Here is a 21,380-nt window from a genome sequence, read left to right as displayed (position 1 = left end):
TCAGTCGGTTATTCTGTGGCGGATATACCCGTGCTCACGCCCATGAAGGGACCGCCCATGCTCACCAGCTCCATCTCCCGCCGCGCCATCGCCCCCGCGCTCGCCGTCGCCCTCGTCGCAGGCGGCGCCCCGGTGGCCACCGCCGCGGACGCTTCTGCCCCGGCCACCCCGGCGAAGGACACCGAAGCAGCCACCGACCAGGGCAAGCAGTCCAGCGGCCCGGGCAGCTCCGAGTACACCCAGGACGAGATCGACAACGCCGAGCGTTTCGCCGGCCTGCTCGCCGGCATCATCGCCATTGTGGCCACCATCGGCGCCGCGGGCCTGTATTTCGCTGGCCCGCACCTGGGGCTGAACCTGCCGGGCCTGCCGAAGTAGCGCTTCCGGCCGCGCGACCCCCATTCCACAAACCCCGAGTAAGGGATCCAGAGCATGGCCCAAAATCGGCCTTACTCTGGATCCCTTACTCGGGGTTTAGCTCCGTAGGTCCGCCCCAGTCCATTGCCGGATAGCCTCACGGATCGCATCCGACCGGGTGGTCAGACCCTCCGCTTCGGCGCGGGCCATGAGGGCGGCGATCGTTTCGTCGTCGAGACGCACCGGTACGACCGTACCTGTACCTCTACCTACTGGTGGACGACCTCGGCGCGGAGCGGGCAGCTTCGAAAGGTCGTACCCCGCTTCAGCCTCATCATCCCTTTTCCATGCAAATTTCGTATAGAAACTCCGCTCCCCTACCGCCCGAAGACGCGCCGCACGAAGCGCCGCCACGCCACCCGCGCCACGGAGTGCGGCAGCGCCACCACCTCCCGCGCGTAGTTCTTCGCTCGAGAGGTCTCCGGGGTCGACGCCGCCACCAGGCGCACCGGGATGCCCAAGTGCCACGCCCACACGCGGGTGCGCAGAACGTGGAAACCGCTGGTCACCACGGTGAGATAGGCAGCGTCCGGGAACAGCTCCCGGGAGCGCTCCATGTTCTCGTTGGTGGAGCGCGCCTGAGGCTCCAGCACGATCGACGCCTCCGGCGCCCCGTGGACTAGCAACCAGTCGGCCATCACCTCCGCCTCCCCAAATCCGGAGACCACCAGCGGCGCGGGAGCGGCACTCCACACCTCGAGCGCACGGCGCAGGCGGAACTCGAGCATGCGCGAAGGCCGCCCGTCGACGATGCGGGCGCCCAGCACGACGATTGGGTTACTCACCCATCAGGCGCTGACGCAGCGCCTCGTCCTTACGCTCCACCTGCGCAGCCATGCGCACCTGGTAGTCCACCATCTTGCGCTGCACTGACGGGTCGGCCGCACCCAGGATGCGCGCGGCGAGCAAACCTGCGTTCTTCGCGCCGCCGATGGAGACGGTGGCCACCGGCACCCCACCCGGCATCTGCACGATGGACAGCAGCGAGTCCAGCCCGTCGAGGGTGTCCAGGGCGCGCGGGATGCCGATCACCGGCAGCGGGGTCGCCGCGGCCACCATGCCCGGCAGGTGCGCGGCACCGCCTGCGCAGGCGATGATCACCTGCAGGTCGCGCGTGTGCGCTTCCTTGGCGTACGCCAGCATCTTCTCGGGCGTGCGGTGCGCGGAGACCACCCCTACCTCGAAGGGGATGCCGAATTCGGCGAGCACCTCGGCGGCTGGGGCGACGGTGTCCCAGTCCGAGTCGGAGCCCATGATGATGCCAACGACTGGCTGTGCCATGTGTCTAGTCCTTCCAGGTTGCGTGGATGATGTAGTGCGCGGCGTCCTCCGCCACGGCGAGCGCGTCGTCGACGCTGTCCGCACACACATTGATGTGCCCCATCTTGCGCCCGGGGCGGTGGTCTTTGCCGTAGAGGTGCACCTTGGCCTGCGGGTACTTGCGCATCACTTCGACGACGCGCTCGGCCATCGGTACGGCGGGGTCTTCGTCGCCGCCGAGGGTGTTAACCATGACGGTTGCGGGCGAAAGCTTATCGACGGCACCTAACGGCCAATCCAGTACCGCCCGAACATGCTGCTCGAACTGGGAGGTCACGCACCCGTCCTGGGTCCAGTGGCCGGTGTTGTGCGGGCGCATGGCCAACTCGTTGACGGAGACCTCGGGGCCGTTGTCGCCGACGTACTCGAACAGCTCCACGGCCAGAACACCGGTTACGCCCAAGCCCTCGGCAACGCGCACGGCGAGCTCCTCGCAGCTCGCCGCCAGCTCCGCGGACATGCCCGGCGCGGGAGCGATGGCCACGCGGCAGATCCCGCCGTCCTGGCGGGACTCCACCACCGGCCAGGCACGCACGTCGCCGGAGCGGTTGCGCGCTACCATCGCGGACAGTTCGCGGGTGAACGCGACCTTCTTCTCCGCCATCAGCGGCAGATCGCGGCCCAGAAGTTCCTCAACCAGCTCGGCGCACTCTGCGCGCGACGACGGGAACCACACCCCGTGTCCGTCATAGCCGCCACGGGTGGCCTTCAGACACACCTGGCCGCCGGTCTCGTCCCAGAACGCCTCGGCGTCCGCGGCCGACTCGATCGCCGCGAACGCCGGCACCGGCAGGCCGGCCTCGGACAGGCGGCGGCGCTGCTCGAGTTTGTCCTGGGCGTAGATCAAGGCATCGGGGCGGGGTTCGACGGCTACGCCTTCGTCGATAAGCAACTGTGCGTACTCATTGGGCACATGCTCGTGGTCGAAGGTGGCCGCATCCGCGCCGTCCACGATCGCGCGCAGGTCCTCGAAGGTGGTGTAGTCGCCGAGCCGCACGTCGCGGAAAACCTGCGCGGCCGAGGCGTCCTCGCTTGCGGCCAGCACGCGGGTCTCCACGCCGAGCTCGATCGCTTCCGTCTGCATCATCCGTGCCAATTGGCCGTCGCCGATGACGGCGACGACGGGCATCCCATAGGCGTTACTCACTCTGCACACTGTAGTCGCCGCTCCGACTAGCATCGCAGCCATGTCTGAAACGATCGCCCGCCACACAATCTTCCAGAACTCGCTGATGACCGCGCTTCTCGACGGCATCTACGACGGCGAGCTGACCATCGGCGACATCTTGAGCAAAGGCAACTTCGGCCTGGGCACCTTCGACGCCCTCGACGGCGAGATGCTCATCCTGGACGGGGTGTGCCACCAGCTCACCTCCGACGGCAAAGCGCGCGTGGCCGATTTGGACCAACGCACCCCGTTTACCGTGGTGACCAACTTCGTGCCGCGGATGCGTTTCGACGCCCCCGCAGGCATGGTCCGCTCCGAGCTGGCCAAATTCATCGACGACACCGAGCCGAGCCACAACTTCTTCACCGCCGTGAAAATCACCGGGCGGTTCAAGGAAGTGGTGGTGCGCACGGTGACCAAGCAGGAAAAGCCGTACCCGCCGATGTCGGAGGCGGTTTCCGACGACGCGGAGCACGTCTTCACCGACGTCGAGGGCGTCATCGGGGGTTTCCGCACCCCTATGTACGCCAAGGGCATCGGCGTGCCGGGCTGCCACGTGCACTTCATCGATAACGAGCACTCGCGCGGCGGCCACGTGCTGGACTACACGGTGGACGAGGCCGTGATCGAGCTGTGCCCCGGCACCGACATGGAGCTGCACCTGCCGGTCACCGCGGAGTTCTTGGGCGGCAAGCTCTCCCCCGAGGACTTGGACGAGCAGCTGCACACCACAGAGATCAAGGGGTACAAGTAGCGCTTGGGTTTAGCGCGCCGCGTCGAGCGCGCGCTGCAGCACTTTCTCCACCGCGCGCGTCTTGCCCACCCGCTCGAACACGATCGGCTGCGCGTAGCCGTACACCGCCACGTTGATGCCGCCGCGCTCGCGGCGCACGGAGTGGATCTGGCGCAGCGGGATGGAATCCACCGCACCGCGCCTGCCGCGGGCCAGGATGCGCTTGTCGGTGACGATGAAGCGCCGGCGCCTGGACGCCACCAGCGGGACGATGAACCGCCACAGCACGATCAGCGCCCAGATCAACACCACGATGTTGCGCAGGCCCGGGTCCACGTGCGGGGTCACGTCCATCCAGCCGACGGCCATCCAGGCCACACCGGTGACGGCCACCAGCTCGAGCAGCGGGATGGTCAGCGCGGAAAGCGGCGCGCACACGTCGGCGAGGACGACTTCGTCCCCGCCGACGCGAAACGGTGCTTTGCCAGCCATAAACAGGCAGGGTACTGCACGCCTAGGACGTCGGCCGCAGATGGTGGACGTCGCCGACGGAGAAAGCGGAGCCGTCGATAAGCACCTCGCCCTCGTCGTTGACCCCGGTGACGGTGCCGGTGACGGTCTCCTCGCCCTCGCGCATCTCCAGGCGCACGCTCTGGCCGATGGTGGAACACACCGCGCGGTAGTCCTCCAAAAGCTGCGGGTCGCCCTCGCGCCACTGGGTCAGCCGCTTGCCCATCGCGCGCAGGACGTCGGCGGTGAAATCGTCGAAATCCACGTCCAGCCCCTCGAGGTTGAGCGCCGTTGCGGTCTCTACGGGCAGGTCCTCGGGCCGCATGACCACGTTGATGCCGATGCCCACGATCACGCGCGGCATGTCCAGCGCGGAGAGGATCCCGGCGATTTTCTTGCCGCCGATCTGCACGTCGTTGGGCCACTTCAGCCGCGCCTGCGGCACCACGTCAGTCACCGCCACGCCCGGCGCGATGGACAGCAGGCCGAACGGCGGCGGCGTCTCCGGCACTTCCACCACCATGCTCATGGCCAACTGGGAGCCTTTCGGCGTGACCCACTGCCGCCCCAGCCGCCCCTTGCCGGCGGTCTGCTCGTCGGCGATGAGCACCGTGCCCGGCGCGGCGTTGTCGTTGAGCAGGTCGGCGTTGGTGGAGCCGGTGGATTCCACCCACCGCACGTTCGGCCAGTACTCGGCTACTTCGTCCTGGATTCGCTGCACGTTTCGCACACTCATGTGGACGAGCGTAGTAATTTTTCACGGCCCCACGGCGCGCGCATCACTACGCTCGAACGGGCACCTACTGCCATACCTTGAGAGGTTGAACTGCAATGAGCAACAAGACCCCATCCACTAACGCAGCATCGCCGGCAGGCGATAACGCCCCCGGTAAGCCGGGTGCCGCAACACCGGGCGTTTCGCAGCCCGACGGCAAGACCACCCCGCCGCAGGACACCGACGCGCAGCAGCCGCCGGCCGCAGTTTCTGCCACCGGTTGCCCGTTCCACTTCGGTGCCGGTTCGGATTCCCCGGATCCGCGCACGCAGCAAGGCGAGTACCTCACCACCGCTCAGGGTGCGCGCCTGTCCGAGACCTCGAAGTCGCTGCGCGCCGGCGAGCGTGGCCCGCTGCTGATGCAGGACCACCACTTCCGTGAGAAGATCACCCACTTCGACCACGAGCGCATCCCGGAGCGCGCCGTCCACGCGCGCGGTGTGGGTGCCCACGGCACGTTCGTGGCCAACGGCAACGCGTCGAAGATCTCCAAGGCCAAGGTGTTTAAGAAGGACGCTGAGACTCCGGTCTTCGTGCGTTTTTCCACCGTACTGGGCTCCCGCGGCTCCGCCGACTCCGTGCGCGATACCCGCGGCTGGGCGACAAAGTTCTACACCGAAGAGGGCAACTGGGACCTGGTGGGCAACAACATCCCGGTGTTTTTCATCCAGGACGCCATCAAGTTCCCTGACGTCATCCACGCGGGTAAGCCGCACCCGGACCGCGAGATCCCGCAGGCGCAGTCGGCGCACGACACGTTCTGGGACTTCGTCGGTCTGCACACCGAGGCGACCCACCACACGCTGTGGAACATGTCGGACCGCGGTATTCCGCGCTCGCTGCGCATGATGGAAGGCTTTGGCATCCACACGTTCCGCTTCATTAACGACGCGGGCGAGACTACCCTGGTCAAGTTCCACTGGAAGCCGAAGTTCGGCGTGCACTCCCAGGTGTGGGAAGAAGCGCAGATCACCGGCGGCATGGACCCGGATTTCCACCGCCGCGATCTTTACGACGCCATCGAGGCCGGCGCCTACCCGCAGTGGGACTTGGGCGTGCAGGTCTTCCCGGACACGGAGGACCAGATGTTCGAGGGCATCGACCTGCTGGACCCGACCAAGCTCGTGCCCGAGGAGCTGGCGCCGGTGGAGATCATCGGCACGATGACGCTGAACAAGAACCCGCGCAACTACTTCGAAGAGGTTGAGCAGGTCGCGTTCTGCCCGTCGCACCTGCCCCCGGGCATCGACGTCACCGCCGACCCGCTGCTGCAGGGCCGCCTGTTTTCCTACCTGGACACCCAGATTTCCCGTCTGGGTGGGCCGAACTTTGCGCAGCTGCCGATCAACCGCCCGCAGGCGCCGGTGAACGACAACTTGCGCGATGGCATGCACCAGGTCGGCTCCCACACCGGCGTGGCGCCCTACAAGCCGAACTCGCTGGACGAGAACAACCCGGCCGAGGCCACCGTGGACGAGGGCGCATTTATCGACGTTCCCGTCGCCGTGGAAGGCAAGATCACCCGTGAACAGCCCGCGTCCTTCGACGACCACTTCTCCCAGGCGCGCCAGTTCTACATCTCGCTGACCGATATCGAGCAGGACCACCTCACCCAGGCCCTGTCCTTCGAGCTGGGCAAGTGCTACGAGGAGACCGTCAAGGTGCGCTACCTCGATGTGCTCGCGCACGTGGACCAGGCCCTCGCGGAGGCCGTGGCCGACAACCTCGGCCTGCCGCACCCGGAGAAGCAGGATGTCGCGGACGTGACACCGTCCGAGGCGCTGTCCCAGATGGGCGGCACCTGGCCTATCGACGGCCGCCAGGTCGGCGTGCTCATCTCCACCGACCTGGGCGATTCCGCGGATGCCGTGGGCAAGCTTGTCGACGACCTCTTCGCCGCCGGCACCACCCCACTGCTCGTCGCCGAAAAGGGCGGGGCCGTGAAGATTGGCGGCAAGGACGTGTCCATCTCGCGCACGTACCTGACCGCCAGCTCCATCGAGTTCGACGCCGCCGTGGTGGTCAACCCGCCGGCAAACACCGACGTGAACACGATGCTCGGCGAGCTCGAGCGCCACAAGAAGGCCATCATCGCCGTGGGTGCTACCGGCAAGGAGGCGCTCGGGGGCGCCCGCGTGCCGGCGGACCAGAAGGGCATTGTCGCCGTCGACACCGCCGACGCCGCGGCCGATCCGGTCAAGGAGCTGCTGGCTTCCCACCGCGTCTGGGAGCGTTAATTTCTTCCTCTCTTAAGACGATGCGATGCCCCACACCGGATTTCCGGCGTGGGGCATCTTCTGAAAATCGGGTAGTAGGACGTCTGAAAATCGGGTAGTAGACGTTCTGAATTTACGGTAGTAGGAACTGTTTATGCTGTACACTGCCCCATATGACCTACCTTCGGCGTACGCTTGACGACGAACTCGATCTGCTCATGCCCCACCTCCCCGCCATCGCCATCGACGGCCCCAAAGGCGTAGGCAAGACCGACACTGCAAGACGACGTGCCAACGCCGCCTGGTATCTGGATGACCCGGAGATGCGAAGCGTCGCCGAAGCCGACTTTTCTCTCTCTTCAGCGCCGCAGGGCACGCTGCTTATCGACGAATGGCAGCACCTTCCCCAGATATGGGATTCCGTCCGCCGGCAAGTGGATCGCGGCGCTACCCCAGGGCGGTTCCTCCTGACTGGATCAGCTACTCCCGTTAATGCGGAAGGGTCGCACTCGGGCGCCGGTCGGATCTACTCGTTGAGGATGCGACCGATGGCCATTCACGAGCGTGGGGTGACAGAACCTACGTGCAGCTTCACCAGTGTTTTGAATGGAGATACAGATTTCTCCGGAATGACCGGCCTGGAGGTCGGTGACTACGCCAAGCTCATTGTCGGCAGCGGTTTTCCTGCTATTGCTGCCGCCGACCCCACAATCCAGATGATGATGCTGGACTCCTACTTGGAACGCATCATTGACCGCGACATTCCCGATGCCGGGTACGAAGTCCGCCGCCCCGAGTCACTTCGGAGCTGGCTGCGCGCATACGCTGCGGCGACGTCGACCACCACGGCCTACTCCAGATTGCTTGACGCCACGACAGGTGGACAGACCGAACAACCAAACCAAAAGACCACACTCGCGTACCGGGAGCATCTTGCGAAAATCTGGCTACTCGACCCTGTCCCGGGGTGGGTTCCGGAAAACAACGAATTGAAACGGCTCCAGCAAGGCCCGAAGCACCATCTCGCCGACCCCGCTCTGGCAGCACGACTTCTCGGCATCACCCCGTCCGCCCTGTTAAGCAACCGCGCAGCCCACATGTTTGGTCCGCTCTTCGAATCCCTGACTGCGCTCACACTCCGTGTGCTAGCTCAAGCAGCCAGAGCGCGGGTGTACCACCTCCGATCAAACGCCGGAGAACGGGAAGTCGACTTCATCGTCGAAGGGCCGGAACGAGAAGTCGTCGGTGTTGAGGTCAAACTCAAGCCGCGGGTTGAGGACACCGACGTCCGACACCTTTTGTGGCTGCGCGAGCGCATCCTGGACCGGGTAACCAACCTGATGGTGGTAACCACAGGTAAACAGGCATACGTCCGCCCCGACGGAATCATCGTCATGCCCCTCGCCCTTCTCGGCGCGTAGGCTCCGCTCTACTGCCCGTTGGTGGAGGGTGAAACGCGGGCGGCGGAGCCGTCGATAAGCATGGCGGCACATAAGGAATCTAGACTGAGGCGTTATGAGTTCATCCAAACCCGACATGACCACCACCGCGGGCCGCATCCAGGATCTGCGCAACCGCCTGGATGAGGCGCAGGCCCCGGTCGGTCAGGACGCGATCGACGCAGTGCACGCAGCCGGGGCCGCCACCGCCCGCGAGCGGGTGCTGAAGCTTGTGGACGAAGGCACGTTCGTGGAAACCGACGCGCTGGCGAAGCACCGCGTCGAGGCGTACAAGATGGACAAGTCCAAGCCCTCCACCGACGGCGTGGTCACGGGCTACGGGCTTATCGACGGCCGCCGCGTCTGCGTCTTTTCCCAAGACCCCACCGTCTTCGACGGGCAGATCGGCGAGGTCTACGCCGAGAAGATGCTCAAGATCTACGACCTGGCCACCAAGACCGGCGTGCCGCTGATCGGCATCTATGACTCCACCGGCCCGCGCTGGAAGGAAGGCATTGTCACCGCGCACATGCAGGCGCAGATCCTGCGCGCCGCCACCCGCGCCTCCGGGCTGATCCCACAGATCGCAGTCGTGGCAGGCGACGCGGCGGCATTGACCGCGGCGACCGTACCGCTGGCGGACATCACCATCATGGCCGAGGGCGCGTCGATGCACGTGACGACCGCCGACATCGTGAGCAAGGTGACCGAGACCGAAACCACTGCCGAGGAGCTCGGCGGCAGCGCCGTCCACGCCGCGGAGACCGGCCTGGCGCAGCTGAACGCCGCCACCGACGTGGAGGCCGTGGAGCTCGCGCGTGCGGTGGTGGGCTACCTGCCGCTGAACAACAAAGCCGCCTCCCCGCTGGGTGCGGAAGGTTTTGGCTCCGGCGAAGATTTGGACACCTTCATCCCGGACGACGACAACCAGCCCTACGACGTCGCCGACGTGATCAACGCCGTCACCGACGGGGACTTCTTCGAGCTTTCCGCGGGCTTCGCCGGCTCCGTGGTCACCGGGTTTGCCCATGTCGGCGGGCGCGCCGTTGGTGTCGCAGCTACGCAGCCGAGCGTGCTCGCCGGCTGCCTGACCCGCGACGCCGCCCGCAAGGCCGCGCGCTTCGTCCGCACCTGCGACGCGTTCAATCTGCCTGTCGTGCAGTTCGTGGACTCGCCGGGCTTTTTGCCGGCCGTGGAGGAGGAGCGCGCTGGCTCGTCCGCCGCCGCAGCGGCTCTCGCCTACGCGTTCGCCGAGGCCCAGGTGGGCACGATCACCGTGGTTACCCGCAAGGCGTTCGGCCCCTCCTATGCACTGCTGGGTTCTAAGGGCCTCGGCGCGGACCTGGTGTTCGCGTGGCCGACCGCGCAGATCGCGCTTGCAGACGCCACCACCGCCGCCGAAGCCATCGGCACCGACGCTGAGAAGTACGCCGAGGAGAACCTCAACCCGTACGTGGCCACGGAGCACGGCCTGGTGGACGCGGTGATCGAGCCGTCCGCCACCCGCGCCCGCGTGTTGGAGGGCCTGCGCCTGCTGGAGCGCAAGGTGGCCTACCCGGCGCAGAAGAAGCACGGCAACATCCCGCTCTAACCACGAAAAGGAGGCTGACGTGGACATTCAGGTACTCAAGGGCAACCCCACCGAGGCGGAGCTCGCCGCGCTGTCACAGGTGCTTGAGCAGCTGCAGCGCGAGCGCAAGCTGGCCGGGGTGCAGCCAGACGCGAACGGCTGGGGCGCCTCGCACCCCGCCGCCGCGTTCAACCCGCACGCCTTCGACTCGGCGGCGTACTTCTAATGCGGCTGGTGCTGGCGTCGCAGTCGCCGTCGCGGCGCATGCTGCTCGAGCAAGGCGGGGTTACCCCGGTGCTGCGTCCCGCGCACATCGACGAGGACGCAGTGATCGCATCGCTTCACGGCGTCGATGCGGCCACCACCGTTTCCACCCTCGCCCGCGCCAAGGCCGAGACGGCCATCGCCGAATTCCCCGACGACGTGGTGGTCGGCTGCGACTCCATGCTGCTGCTCGACGGCGAGCTTTTGGGCAAGCCCCATACCGTGGAGGCCACCGTCGAGCGCTGGAAAGCGCAGCGCGGCAAGGTTGCGCAGCTGCTCACGGGCCACGCGGTGTGGTTCGGTGGCGAATGGGTGGTGGACACCGTTGCCACCACCATCCGCTTCGGCGACGTCTCCGACGCCGACATCCAGGCCTACGCCGAATCGGGCCAGCCGCTCGAATGCGCCGGCGCATTCACCCTGGAGGCGCTGGGCAGCTGGTTCATCGACTCCATCGACGGCGACCCCACCAGCGTGATCGGCCTGTCCATGCCGCTGCTGCGCCGCTGCCTGTACCGCTTCGGCCTGAACGCGTCCGACTTCTGGGCCTAGAAGCCGCGGGCGGTGAGAAACTCGTCCAAAACTTTGAGGTCTTCCGGCTGGCGGTCCACGCACATGCGCAGCCACCGGCCAATTGTGTTTTTGGGGTTGCGCACACTCGACGGCTCATCCAAATCCACGTTCTTGCCGAATAGCGCCTCGTAAATGGGTCGGCGTTGCTCGTCGCTTTCGGCGCCGGTCTTCACCGCGAGCTTGATCGGCACATCGCCGTGGCTTTCGCGGAAGTCCACGTCGGCGCCGCCGTCGACAAGCCGCTGCACAAGTGCCGCATCGCCCTCACCGAGATCATCGTGACTCAACAACAGCGTCAACGTGTTCTGCCCGTGATCCACCACAGTCGGGTCCGCACCCCGGTCCAGCATGTCGTTGCTGATCCTGGCCCGTGCGTCCGGATCACGATTGATCAGACCAGCGAGAAGCATCTCGGTGGCACCATGCTCATCCGGGTCATAGACCTCCAAAAACTCTTCGTGGGTGCCATTTCGGGCGACATACAGCGGGCTGCTTGACATAGTTGGCCTCCTCAATAGCCTTTCAAAAACTCGTCGAGAACGTAGTGCTGGTCGAGACGGCGGTCGGTGTTCATCCTCAACCACTCCCCGATGCTCATTTTCGGGTCTTCGGAGTTGTACGAAAGATCTAGATCTAACTTCCCCGACGTGAACAAGGCCTCGTACAGCGGACGCCGCTGCTTATCGTCATCCGCTTTGGTCTCGATGGCCAGTGAAAGGAGATGCGGACGAAATCCTGGGGATGTCGTCCGCATCTCCTTTTGTGTAGTAGTAGCAACGAATCAACAAAAACGAAGTTATCGACTAGAGAATAAATTGATACATTTATTTATTCATTTTACAATCACTAGCCGGATAGTCTTCAAGACCTTTTCTCTCCAGAAAGGAAATTGGCGTAATAGTAGTATCACCTTTACCATTGCCGCCTTCAATAAGGGCTACCAATTCCCCTGAAGAATTATAGACAGGAGCACCCGAATCCCCAGGTTTTGAAGCTATTTGAGCTTTAAGAGTGCGCGCCTGGAAATTCCTCCCCGCTAGGGAAAAACTCTCACAATATAGGTTCTTGTCGTCGATAGTCCCCTCAATTCTCCCTCCAAGAAACGTTTTCGTAAAAATAGTGGAAGGGATTTCGACTTCTTTATCACTGACTTTATCGACCCGGAGATCGTAATCGGTAGGGGGATAAAGAAGGATTTCTGAAACATCCGATCCTTGGCTACTCAACAAGTAATTTTCTCCAATACTTCCAATACGCCTACCTTTTGAATACACCTCATCCGCTTTTTCGCCGCAGTGACCTGCAGTCAAGGCCCGTCGTTGGGAAATGATAGTTACAGAACACGTCACCGCCCCTTGAGGAGGGCCCACCTGTATCTCGTCACCACTTTCTATGTATGAAAGAGGATCGGAATTCTGCTGCTGCGCAATAGATGCTGATGAAGCCGGGGCCGCTATCAATACACTAGCCAAAGAGAAAAGGGCTACACGGCTCATTATTGCAGTAGTTTCTTTTTCCTTAATTAGTAAATAATAAAAATAAAGCAGAGGTAGGTATATCTAAATCTCTACCTCTGCTCAGGTTTTACTTCTTCCCATAGGGAACAAATAGGAGGAGAATGACCAAAATTGCTAGAGCAATCGTCACGGCATACGGCCACTTAGCGTAAACGGAAAACGCCATCAGAAGAACGCCCCCAGTGGCCAAGAGCTTTTTCCACAAAATTTCCTCTCCCAACCATTTTGAATCTTCCTAGTCGAAAGATTCTCGTTAGGTGTCATCTAAACAATACAGCAACATCCGTATCGCAACATCCCAATCACGCTACCGCCGATCCCTTAGCGCTTAGTTCAGGAATAATTTATTGAAAACCAACCCGCTTAGGAACTGCGGTAAGCGCAAAAGCACCAAACACAATCGAACTAATACCATAGTCGGCATATACGCCACCAGGTGCAACGCCAGCAATAACCCCTACAGTAGCTAGGATTTTGGAAATTACTGGTTCGGGAACCCAAATTCCACCGATTGCAACACCGGCACCCACACGGTTGATCGTCGTTTTGGACAGCAACACCCTTACAGTAGTGCCATGGAATTCAATTCCATTCCGGCCTTCTTGAAAGTATGGATCAATGTCATCATTATCGGAGCTCGAGATCTTCGGTCCCTTTTCCCAGAAGGTTACCGAATCTCCCGCTACCTTCATCTCGAGGTTGCTATCAGCCTTGGCCTCGTTGATCATTTTGTTCTGAGCCTTTACCTCGTTTTCAATTTCCTGCAGATCTTTTTGGGAAAAAACGCTTTCTGCCTCGCTATCAACCGAGAATTGATCTCCTCGTAGAGAAACATAGGAATCTGCTTTTTCGGCCAATCCTGAGGACACAGAAGACGGAGACTCATTATTCTGAGACGATACATCGGGGTCAGTCACAGTCTCGGCACTAGCATTAGCCGGAACAAAAACTGTTGCTGCGGTAGTCAGCACCGCCAAAAGCGTAGATTTCTTGGGACGATACATGCTATTAAACCTTTCGAGAGGAGATGGATGAAAATTCGGACACCCCTAAGATCGCATGCAGTAGACAAATTTAAAAGCGAAAAAAGAAAAACGTATACGAACGTATATTTTTTCCCAAAATCATTGTCAGAGCACTCCAAAACATATATTATCCCGACTCGATCTCGTAGGCACCAACCTTTTGAACCCGCAGTTATCCTGCAGTTTTAGGGAAGGTAGTACCGGTAATCCGCGTAGCTAGTACTGAATTTCCGGATAGGTTGCACCGTCTAGTCTTTTCGGCCATTACACGGGGGTTGCGTCCCTTAGTGTGGTGTAACTCTTGCTGATGGCGTTTACCGCAGCCTCGAAACCAGTGTGGACAAAAGTGTGGTCGAACAACCCCACCGAGCGGTTAAACCGGGAGATCCGCCGGCGCACCGATGTTGTGGGTATCTTCCCGAACCGCGAATCCATCATTCGGCTAGTCGACGGAGGGTGCCTGATGGTTTGTGTGTGGGTGCCTTTCTTTGCCGCATACATTGCACTTGCCATGGCAACTCCTCGGTGTGGGACGTAGATCACATAGGGTTGCGCCCCACAATATCCGCGAATGCCGAGCCCGGGGCACGGGCTGCCAGCAAACTAGTAGCCTGGCGGCCATGGAAATCAACGACATGCTCGCCCCGAAGCCCATCGAGCTGCCCGCCGACCCGGCCGCTGGCAAGGATCTGCTCGCAGACGACACCGCGCTCGGCCACCCCGACTCCCCCGCAGTCTGGGCTGCCCGCGCCGAGCGTGAACTCGACGGCGGCGACGCACTCATCGCCTACGCATACGCCCGCACCGGCTACCACCGCTCCCTGGACCGCCTGCGCGCAAACGGTTGGAAAGGCTGGGGGCCGGTCCCGGCCTCGCACGAACCGAATCAGGGCGTGCTGAAGGCCATTGCGATGTTGGCAGTAACCTCACAGAAGATCGGTGACCAGGCAGAATACGCCCGCTGCCGCCAGATGCTCTCCGACGCGGACCCGGAAAGCGTGGCAAAGCTTCTACCCTAACGAGGTATGACGCGAATCAACCAGGCCACCAAGCTCCTTCTCGCAGTTCCGGCGGCGCTCGCGATTGCGTCGTGCAGCGCCACGGAAGACACGACAGCGGACACAGCTGCCAATACCGGCGGGATGGCGCCAACCGTCACCGCATCCATAGGCGGTGACGGGGCAGAGACGGTGACCCAGGAACGCCCCCAGGAAAAGACCGTCACCGAGACTGTCGCGCAGCCACCAGCCGGCGAGGCCGCGCCTCCTGCCGCAGCAGCACCCGAGGGCGACAATTGCGCTAACCTGCCCTCCGACCCACGAAAGCAGTACGCCACCGGCACCGCCCCGGGCCGCATGCCGGCGGATGACGGGTCTGACTACAACTACTGGATCGAAGACATCGACAATCAGTACGACCCGTGCGCACCGCTGAGCTGGATCACCTTCAAGGGCTCGCTCGGCGATGAGAACGGGCCGCGGGGCCTCGCGGGATCGATCGCGGACGGGTTGGCGCTGTACGTCAACGGCGAACCGGCGAGCGAGGCGAAACTCTTCGGCCGGATCGACCAAATCACGCCGCTAGAAAACGGCGGCGCCACAGTTGCGTGGTCGGAGCGCGGCGAAATCACCGCCAACGGTTTTGTCAACCACTACTCCGCCGACATCCGTCCGGCGAACGGCGGCATTGAAGCCATCTCGGGGGACACCGAGAAGTTCTACGAATGGTGGCACTACCCCGTCGGGTACTTGCTTGGCACGTACGACTAGTAAGGCACAGGCTCCGAGCCGTTTGCTCACCAGATGGTCTAGCAGCCTCGCCCGGCCTGCTAGACCATCAGAGTCGAGCTTGAGCGTTTCCCCAGGTGGTAATGACACCCGTTGCCGATAAAACACAGATGGTCTAGCGGGAGCCGCCGGCTGCTAGACGATCCACACAAGGCAGCCACACAAGGACCATCCGCACAAGGCAGCCGCACATGGCAGCCGCGCCAACGACCACAAAACCCGGGGCGCAAAACCCGGGGATAGCCCCGCAACGCACAAACCGCCCCGGTCCCGCGTGCTGCGGGCCGGGGCGGTGGGGCGCTTGAGACGTCGATAAGCAAAACGCCCTTAGGCGTGCTTCTCCTCGACGCGCTTGATGGCCTCGTCGGCCACCATCTCCTGGATGCCCATGTCCAGCTCGGAGGTGAAGCCGACGCAGGAGCAGTTGATCTCGCCGAGGACGTAGGTGTCCTCGCCGGTCTCGTCGTCGTCGGCGAGCATGAAGTCTGCGGTCCAGATCAACGGGATGTTGTCGCCGCCGAGGTTCTCGGCGATGACCGGGCGGGCCTCAGCGAACATGTCCACGAGCTCCTGCCACTCCTCCGGCTTCTGGTAGGTGTACTTCGCGCCGGAGAACAGGGTTGCAGAGAACGCGTCGCCGCCCTCGGCCGGCTTCTTGTGCACGACGAAGACCGGGTGCGGGCCGACCAGCAGGATGCGGATCTCGCCCTCGACAATGCGCGGCATGAAGCGCATGTCCACGAGCATGCCGTTGTCGCCGACGATGTACTGGTCGCAGAAGTCCATGAACTCGCCGAGCTCGCGGTCCTCGGTGTGGTTGTCCACGGCCTCGGTGCACTTGAGCTTGGTGTCCAGCGGCAGGGCGGTGCCCGGCTCGACGGACTCGGCCAGTGACTCGTCGGCAAGACGCACGCGCCAGATGCCGGAACCGGTGGAGCCGCGGTTCTGCTTGAGCACGCGCTCGCCGTAGGACAGGGACTTCGGGAAGGTGTTGTGGAACTCCTCCACGTCGTAGTACGCGGCGGTATCTTCCGGCACAAGGTCGGTCTTGTTCAGCTTGACCAGGGCGTCCTTGGCGCCGTAGGAGATCATCTCCTGCGGGGTGGACATGCCCACCAGGCCGGCCTCGGACAGGCGGGTCAGAAGGTCGAAGTAGCCCTGCTCGCCGCCCGGGATGTTGCCCGGGTTCACGCGGGAGATGTAGGCGTCGAAGTTCTCGGAAACGTAGGTGAACAGGTCGTCTGCCCACTCCGGGCGGAAGTAGACAACCTCGGAGTGCCAGCCCTTTTCCTTGATGGCGTTAACGATGGGCATGGTGTCCTTGCGGTGTCCGTCGAAGGACTTGTCGGAGCCGCCTTCGACCTCGAAGACAACAATCGCCTTGTGCACGGTTGGTCCCTTTCATGGTTCACGCCCCGCGCCACACACATACCGGTGCCGCCGGGGCTGGTCAGATACCCAGAACAAACGGGCCGTAACCTGTGTGTTCCTACCTCCGACTTTAACCTGCGGCAGTGAGTTCCACCGGACGAGCGATTTGATAGTGTGCAAGTTCACACCGCCGTATTTCTCGGCCAAACACATCAAGCTCCCTGCATTCGTTTCTGTATCGTTGACGGTGGTTTTACACACCGTTGTTGCAGATGTTGCACACCGCACACGAGCGAGAAGAAAGGTTGCCGCCATGGGCATCGAGCTCGACGACACCCCGCAGTTCCAGCAGTACGCGCACCCCGAAAAGTTCGTTTCCGCGGCGTGGCTGTCCGCCCGCCTGGGCGTGCCGGGGTTGAAGGTCGTGGAAAGCGACGAGGACGCGTTCCTCTACGACATCGGCCACATCCCCGGCGCAGTCCGCATCGACTGGAAGCAGGATTTGAACGACCCGCTGGTGCGCGACTTCATCGACGGCGAGGCGTTTGCGGAACTGATGCGCTCGCGCGGCATCAACCGCGACGACACTGTGGTGGTCTACGGCGACTCCTCCAACTGGTGGGCCGCCTACACCGCGTGGGTGTTCGAGCTGTTCGGCCACCCGGACGTGCGGCTTCTCGACGGCGGACGCGACGCCTGGATGGGTGAAGAGCGCGACACGTCTTTCGTGGTGCCGGAGTACCCGCGCTCGGACTACCCGGTGGTTCAGCGCGAGGATGCGCCCTTCCGCGCGTTCGCGTCCGAGTTGCTGGAGCACACGCCGACACAGCTTATCGACGCCCGCCCCGCCCCCCTCTACCTGGGCGAAGACCCGGATCCTGAGTCCTGCTCCGCGCCGTCGCTGCGCCAGGGCCACATCCCGGGCGCGGTGAACGCGCCGTGGGGCCGCTCAGTGTTCCCCAACGCGCGCTTCCGCTCTCTGGAGGACATCCAGGCGATCTACGCCGACTTCGACAAGGACGCCGAGACGGTGGTGTACTGCCAGCTCGGCGAGAGCTCCTCGCACACGTGGTACGTGCTCAAGCACATCCTGGGCTTCACCAACGTCGCGCTCTACGACGGCTCCTGGGCCGAATGGGGCAACATGGTGCGCATGCCGGTTGTCAAGGGCGACGCGCCCGAAAACGCTGCTGAATAAGCGCGTCGGCGCGGTGGCGCTGTAACATGGTTCGACGTTTGTCCGACGTTTCTAACGGTTTGTTTTTCCGATTGTAAGGACGGGATTGCTTCGTGCCTACCACTGCAGCGACTAAAGACCTGCCGAACAGCGTGACCAAGGTGCTGGTGGCCAACCGCGGCGAGATCGCCGTGCGTGTCATCCGCGCGTGTGTGGACGAGGGCATCGCGTCTGTCGCCGTGTACGCCGAGCCGGACGCGGACGCGCCGTTTGTGCAGCTTGCCGACGAAGCCTTCGCGCTCGGCGGTTCGAGCGCGGCTGAGAGCTACCTGGACATGGACAAAGTCCTCGCTGCGGCGGAGAAGTCCGGTGCGGACGCGATCCACCCGGGCTACGGCTTCCTGTCGGAAAACGCGGAGTTCGCGCAGAAGGTTATCGACGCTGGCCTGACCTGGATCGGCCCCTCCCCCGAAGCGATCGCCGCGCTGGGCGACAAGGTCACCGCCCGCCACATCGCCGAGGCCGCGCAGGCCCCGATGGCGCCGGGCACGAAGGACCCGGTCGCCGGCGCGGACGAGGTTGTCTCCTTCGCCGAAGAGCACGGCTTGCCGGTGGCGATTAAGGCCGCGTTCGGCGGCGGCGGTCGCGGCATGAAAGTCGCCTACACGCTCGAAGAGATCCCGGAGCTGTACGAGTCCGCCACCCGCGAGGCCACCGCGGCGTTCGGCCGTGGCGAGTGCTTCGTGGAGCGCTACCTGGATAAGGCCCGCCACGTGGAGGCCCAGGTGCTGGCGGATCAGCACGGCAACGTCGTGGTCGTGGGCACCCGCGATTGCTCCCTGCAGCGCCGTTTTCAAAAACTTGTGGAGGAGGCCCCGGCGCCGTTCCTCACCGACGAGCAGCGCGAGCGCATCCACGCCAGCGCCAAAGCCATTTGCCGCGAGGCCGGGTACTTCGGCGCCGGCACTGTGGAGTACCTGGTCGGCTCCGACGGCCTGATCTCCTTTTTGGAGGTCAACACCCGCCTGCAGGTGGAGCACCCCGTCACCGAGGCCACCACCGGCATCGACCTGGTGCGTGAGCAGTTCCGCATCGCCCGCGGGGAGCCTTTACTTTTCGACGGCGATCCCGCCGCCCACGGCCACGCCATCGAGTTCCGCATCAACGGCGAGGACGCGGCCGCGAACTTCATGCCGGCGCCGGGCACGGTCACCGCCTACGCTGAACCGGCGGGCCCTGGCGTGCGCGTGGATTCCGGCGTGCGCGCTGGCTCCGTGGTGGGCGGCCAGTTCGACTCGATGCTGGCCAAGCTGATCGTCACAGGCCGCACCCGCCAGGAGGCGATCGAGCGCGCCCGCCGCGCCCTCGGCGAGTACGTCGTGGCCGGCTTCCCCACCGTGATCCCGTTCCACCAGGCCATGCTGAACAACCCGGCGTTTGTCGGCGACGAGGACGGCTTCAGCGTCTACACCCGCTGGATCGAGGAGGAGTGGGACGGCGAGCTGCCGTCCACCCCGGCAACCGACGAGGACGAAGACGCGGACACCGGGGCCCCCGCCCGCCGCACCTTCGCCGTGGAGATCGACGGCCGCCGCATCGAAGTCGCCCTGCCCGAGGAACTCGTCGCGGCGGGCCCAGCCAAGCGCAAGCCGAAGAAGCGCCGCGCGAACAAGGCAGCCGTTTCCGGCGACGCCGTCGCCTCCCCCATGCAGGCCAGCGTGATCAAGGTCAACGTGGAGGAAGGCCAGGAGGTCGCCGAGGGCGACGTGCTACTCGTGCTGGAAGCGATGAAGATGGAAAACCCGGTGAAGGCCCACAAGGCCGGCGCCGTGACCGGCTTAGCCGTCGAGGTTGGCGGCCAGGTGAACAAGGGCGCCGTGCTGATGGAGCTGAAGTAGCCCTTCCGTTAGGAACCCCAACCCTGCATGATCCGCAGCGCGGGCTCGCGGTACTGCGGCGGCAGTGCGCCGACAATTTGCGGCAACGCGAACAGCACCCCGGCGAGAGCGACGAGCACGATCGCGGTGATTCCCACCGCGCTCATATCCGAGCTGCCGCCGTTATTGACCTGCTCTGACTTGCCCCCGGGCACCGCCGTTTCGTGCACCACCGGGGTGGTGATGCGCTTCGCCTGGGCCAGCAGCTCCATTTCCTCTTCAGGGCTCACCTGCGGGCCGTTGTCGGGCACAGAGCTGCGGTTGAGCCGGCCTTCCTCCCCTTTGCTACCCACCGCCATGCTCACGCCGGTGTAGATGGACAGAAAACCTTTGCCTTCCACCCACACCGGTCCGCCGGAATCGCCGGGTTTGCCGGACGGGCCGTCCCAGTAGAGGTTGTTGCCGATGGCGCCTGCGAAGCTGCCGCACGTGGCCTTTTTACTGGTGCCGCCGTACACGCACACCGGGTCGCCCGAGCGCATCAGCGACGGCGCCACCACCTCGTCGCCGGTGATGCCGTTTTCGCCCAGCTCCACGCCGTCGGCCCAGCGGATCACACCCCAGTCGTTGGCGGTGCCCTCGTCCGCGTTCATCGCCGACGATGGGTGGAACGTGCCGGAGGCGCGGAACCCCTTCCCCATCACAATGGCGCGGTCGCCCTCTTCTCCGCAGTGCCCGGCGGTGTAGCTGACGTTTTGGCCCCGGTCGTTGAACGCGATGGTGCAGCGGCCTTTGCCCACCACGTCAACCAAGTCGCCCTGGGCCACTACGGGGGTGGCACCCGATGCAGCCCCGGTGGTTGGCGCGGCATCGTTCACCACGGGCACTGCCACGGCGTATGCCGGTGTTGCGGCGAGGGCCAGGGCGGTGGACGTCGATAGGCAAATGCGTCGAAGCATGGCAAAAGATTAACGTGGAGCGCATGGATTACACACCTGAGTTCCAACTGCGCGAGGCCACGGAGTCCGACCGCACCTATCTGCGGCGGCTAAATTACCTCGCCGACGTCTTTGGCGACGAGGAAGGCGACGTTGGCTACAGCGAGCGCGAAGGCGCCGAGGCGTATGTGGGCCAGTGGGACCCGGAGCGCGAAAGCGGCATCGTCGCATTCGACCAATTCGACGTGCCTGCAGGTGGCGTGTGGTTGCGGTACTGGCAATCGCCTGACGACGGCCACGCGAACCTCGCCCCCACCATCCCCGAAATCGCCATCGCGGTGGAAAACCGCTACGCCGGAAATCGGCTCGCGGTACGGCTTTTGCAGGCCGCAGTGGAACTGGCCAAGCGCCAGGGCGCACCCAAGGTTGCGCTGTGGGTGGACCCGGACAACGACCGGGCGCGCCACCGCTACGAGAAGTTCGGCTTCGCAAACGTCGACGGCGAAGACGACGTCATGGTCGTCGACGTGGACGACTTCACGGTGTAACGCGTCGGCACCACCGTGCGCGACGCCTGATCGGCTAGTTCCCCCGCGGTTTGTCGGCGCGGAACTAGCAGATCACGCTGGTATTGCCACTCGTTTCCAATATCACCTGCGAGAATACAAAGTTGGACACTTGATCTGCTAGTTGCATTTTTGGG

General features: G+C 63.7%; 24 protein-coding genes and 1 pseudogene. 13 read left to right on the top strand and 12 right to left on the bottom strand.

Annotated features, from left to right (window positions below; all coding sequences use genetic code 11):
* The first annotated feature begins 57 nt into the window (after positions 1 to 57).
* Complete coding sequence (locus CIHUM_RS02670) at positions 58 to 378, top strand: hypothetical protein (RefSeq protein WP_034997465.1); 321 nt, start codon at positions 58 to 60, stop codon at positions 376 to 378.
* A 96-nt stretch (positions 379 to 474) separates the two neighbouring features.
* Here CIHUM_RS02670 and CIHUM_RS11025 read toward each other — a convergent pair whose 3' ends face one another.
* The 4 genes from CIHUM_RS11025 to CIHUM_RS02650 form a co-directional block, all read right to left on the bottom strand.
* Positions 475 to 600, bottom strand: a complete 126-nt coding sequence (locus CIHUM_RS11025) for a ribbon-helix-helix domain-containing protein (protein WP_392389855.1) — start codon at positions 598 to 600, stop codon at positions 475 to 477.
* Positions 601 to 734: 134 nt separating this feature from the next.
* On the bottom strand, positions 735 to 1,202 hold the full coding sequence (locus tag CIHUM_RS02660) for a YdcF family protein (RefSeq protein ID WP_034997462.1): 468 nt from the start codon (positions 1,200 to 1,202) through the stop codon (positions 735 to 737).
* Entirely contained in the window at positions 1,195 to 1,698 is a 504-nt protein-coding gene (gene purE / locus CIHUM_RS02655) for a 5-(carboxyamino)imidazole ribonucleotide mutase (RefSeq protein ID WP_034997460.1), read from the bottom strand. Before purE ends, CIHUM_RS02660 begins: the two co-directional genes overlap by 8 nt.
* 4 nt (positions 1,699 to 1,702) lie before the next feature.
* Entirely contained in the window at positions 1,703 to 2,866 is a 1,164-nt protein-coding gene (locus tag CIHUM_RS02650) for a 5-(carboxyamino)imidazole ribonucleotide synthase (protein WP_243427127.1), read from the bottom strand.
* A 58-nt stretch (positions 2,867 to 2,924) separates the two neighbouring features.
* Here CIHUM_RS02650 and budA point away from each other — a divergent pair, with 58 nt between their 5' ends.
* Positions 2,925 to 3,659 carry an acetolactate decarboxylase gene (gene budA / locus CIHUM_RS02645; RefSeq protein ID WP_034997456.1) on the top strand — a complete coding sequence of 245 codons (735 nt, stop codon included), beginning with the start codon at positions 2,925 to 2,927 and terminating at the stop codon, positions 3,657 to 3,659.
* 9 nt (positions 3,660 to 3,668) lie between these two features.
* Here the strand turns inward: budA and CIHUM_RS02640 are convergent, their stop codons facing one another.
* Entirely contained in the window at positions 3,669 to 4,130 is a 462-nt protein-coding gene (locus tag CIHUM_RS02640; RefSeq protein WP_034997453.1) for a hypothetical protein, read from the bottom strand.
* A gap of 22 nt (positions 4,131 to 4,152) precedes the next feature.
* The gene (locus CIHUM_RS02635) at positions 4,153 to 4,884 is read right to left on the bottom strand and encodes a biotin--[acetyl-CoA-carboxylase] ligase (protein ID WP_034997452.1); all 732 of its coding nucleotides are present in this window, start codon (positions 4,882 to 4,884) and stop codon (positions 4,153 to 4,155) included.
* 95 nt (positions 4,885 to 4,979) lie between these two features.
* On the opposite strand from CIHUM_RS02635, the gene CIHUM_RS02630 reads away from it, so the two are divergent.
* The 5 genes from CIHUM_RS02630 (at position 4,980) to CIHUM_RS02610 (ending at position 10,964) form a co-directional block, all read left to right on the top strand.
* Positions 4,980 to 7,160, top strand: coding sequence for a catalase (locus tag CIHUM_RS02630; RefSeq protein WP_034997449.1), 2,181 nt, complete (start codon positions 4,980 to 4,982; stop codon positions 7,158 to 7,160).
* 152 nt (positions 7,161 to 7,312) lie between these two features.
* A complete protein-coding gene (locus CIHUM_RS02625) occupies positions 7,313 to 8,560 on the top strand; it encodes an ATP-binding protein (protein WP_034997446.1) in 1,248 nt (415 codons plus the stop codon).
* Between the two features lie 94 nt (positions 8,561 to 8,654).
* Positions 8,655 to 10,169, top strand: coding sequence for an acyl-CoA carboxylase subunit beta (locus CIHUM_RS02620; RefSeq protein ID WP_034997443.1), 1,515 nt, complete (start codon positions 8,655 to 8,657; stop codon positions 10,167 to 10,169).
* 19 nt (positions 10,170 to 10,188) lie between these two features.
* The gene (locus CIHUM_RS02615; RefSeq protein ID WP_034997440.1) at positions 10,189 to 10,374 is read left to right on the top strand and encodes an acyl-CoA carboxylase subunit epsilon; all 186 of its coding nucleotides are present in this window, start codon (positions 10,189 to 10,191) and stop codon (positions 10,372 to 10,374) included.
* Positions 10,374 to 10,964 carry a Maf family protein gene (locus CIHUM_RS02610; RefSeq protein WP_034997438.1) on the top strand — a complete coding sequence of 197 codons (591 nt, stop codon included), beginning with the start codon at positions 10,374 to 10,376 and terminating at the stop codon, positions 10,962 to 10,964. The genes CIHUM_RS02615 and CIHUM_RS02610 overlap by 1 nt, the downstream gene beginning before the upstream one ends.
* On the opposite strand, the gene CIHUM_RS02605 is transcribed toward CIHUM_RS02610, so the two are convergent.
* The 4 genes from CIHUM_RS02605 to CIHUM_RS02590 all read right to left on the bottom strand — a co-directional run bounded on the left by CIHUM_RS02605 (position 10,961) and on the right by CIHUM_RS02590 (position 13,506).
* Entirely contained in the window at positions 10,961 to 11,485 is a 525-nt protein-coding gene (locus tag CIHUM_RS02605) for an ankyrin repeat domain-containing protein (RefSeq protein ID WP_034997436.1), read from the bottom strand. The two genes, CIHUM_RS02610 and CIHUM_RS02605, sit on opposite strands and share 4 nt — an antisense overlap.
* Positions 11,486 to 11,496: 11 nt before the next feature.
* Positions 11,497 to 11,739 carry a hypothetical protein gene (locus CIHUM_RS02600; RefSeq protein WP_034997434.1) on the bottom strand — a complete coding sequence of 81 codons (243 nt, stop codon included), beginning with the start codon at positions 11,737 to 11,739 and terminating at the stop codon, positions 11,497 to 11,499.
* Between the two features lie 70 nt (positions 11,740 to 11,809).
* Positions 11,810 to 12,481: a chymotrypsin family serine protease gene (locus tag CIHUM_RS02595; protein ID WP_126857686.1), complete on the bottom strand. Its 672-nt coding sequence runs from the start codon at positions 12,479 to 12,481 to the stop codon at positions 11,810 to 11,812.
* Positions 12,482 to 12,846: 365 nt separating this feature from the next.
* On the bottom strand, positions 12,847 to 13,506 hold the full coding sequence (locus CIHUM_RS02590; RefSeq protein ID WP_143313180.1) for a hypothetical protein: 660 nt from the start codon (positions 13,504 to 13,506) through the stop codon (positions 12,847 to 12,849).
* A gap of 325 nt (positions 13,507 to 13,831) precedes the next feature.
* Between CIHUM_RS02590 and CIHUM_RS02585 the strand changes: the two are divergent.
* The 3 genes and pseudogenes from CIHUM_RS02585 to CIHUM_RS02575 form a co-directional block, all read left to right on the top strand.
* A pseudogene (locus CIHUM_RS02585) lies at positions 13,832 to 13,975 on the top strand (transposase); the annotation flags it as partial.
* A gap of 172 nt (positions 13,976 to 14,147) precedes the next feature.
* Entirely contained in the window at positions 14,148 to 14,546 is a 399-nt protein-coding gene (locus CIHUM_RS02580; RefSeq protein WP_034997431.1) for a DUF3151 domain-containing protein, read from the top strand.
* A gap of 6 nt (positions 14,547 to 14,552) precedes the next feature.
* Complete coding sequence (locus tag CIHUM_RS02575) at positions 14,553 to 15,296, top strand: hypothetical protein (RefSeq protein WP_034997430.1); 744 nt, start codon at positions 14,553 to 14,555, stop codon at positions 15,294 to 15,296.
* Between the two features lie 345 nt (positions 15,297 to 15,641).
* On the opposite strand, the gene CIHUM_RS02570 is transcribed toward CIHUM_RS02575, so the two are convergent.
* Complete coding sequence (locus CIHUM_RS02570) at positions 15,642 to 16,703, bottom strand: Cj0069 family protein (RefSeq protein ID WP_034997428.1); 1,062 nt, start codon at positions 16,701 to 16,703, stop codon at positions 15,642 to 15,644.
* A 295-nt stretch (positions 16,704 to 16,998) separates the two neighbouring features.
* Here CIHUM_RS02570 and CIHUM_RS02565 point away from each other — a divergent pair, with 295 nt between their 5' ends.
* Positions 16,999 to 17,883, top strand: a complete 885-nt coding sequence (locus CIHUM_RS02565) for a sulfurtransferase (RefSeq protein ID WP_034997426.1) — start codon at positions 16,999 to 17,001, stop codon at positions 17,881 to 17,883.
* Positions 17,884 to 17,975: 92 nt separating this feature from the next.
* Positions 17,976 to 19,760, top strand: coding sequence for an acetyl-CoA carboxylase biotin carboxylase subunit (locus CIHUM_RS02560; RefSeq protein ID WP_273680232.1), 1,785 nt, complete (start codon positions 17,976 to 17,978; stop codon positions 19,758 to 19,760).
* A gap of 8 nt (positions 19,761 to 19,768) precedes the next feature.
* On the opposite strand, the gene CIHUM_RS02555 is transcribed toward CIHUM_RS02560, so the two are convergent.
* The gene (locus CIHUM_RS02555; RefSeq protein WP_148363826.1) at positions 19,769 to 20,698 is read right to left on the bottom strand and encodes a chymotrypsin family serine protease; all 930 of its coding nucleotides are present in this window, start codon (positions 20,696 to 20,698) and stop codon (positions 19,769 to 19,771) included.
* A 23-nt stretch (positions 20,699 to 20,721) separates the two neighbouring features.
* Between CIHUM_RS02555 and CIHUM_RS02550 the strand changes: the two genes are divergently transcribed.
* Positions 20,722 to 21,225, top strand: a complete 504-nt coding sequence (locus tag CIHUM_RS02550; protein ID WP_034997423.1) for a GNAT family N-acetyltransferase — start codon at positions 20,722 to 20,724, stop codon at positions 21,223 to 21,225.
* Positions 21,226 to 21,380 lie beyond the last annotated feature (155 nt).

This window comes from Corynebacterium ihumii (assembly GCF_028609825.1).
Classification (GTDB): domain Bacteria; phylum Actinomycetota; class Actinomycetes; order Mycobacteriales; family Mycobacteriaceae; genus Corynebacterium; species Corynebacterium afermentans.
The sequence above is the reverse complement of the archived record's forward strand: the minus strand, read 5'-3'. Positions and strand labels throughout refer to the sequence as shown.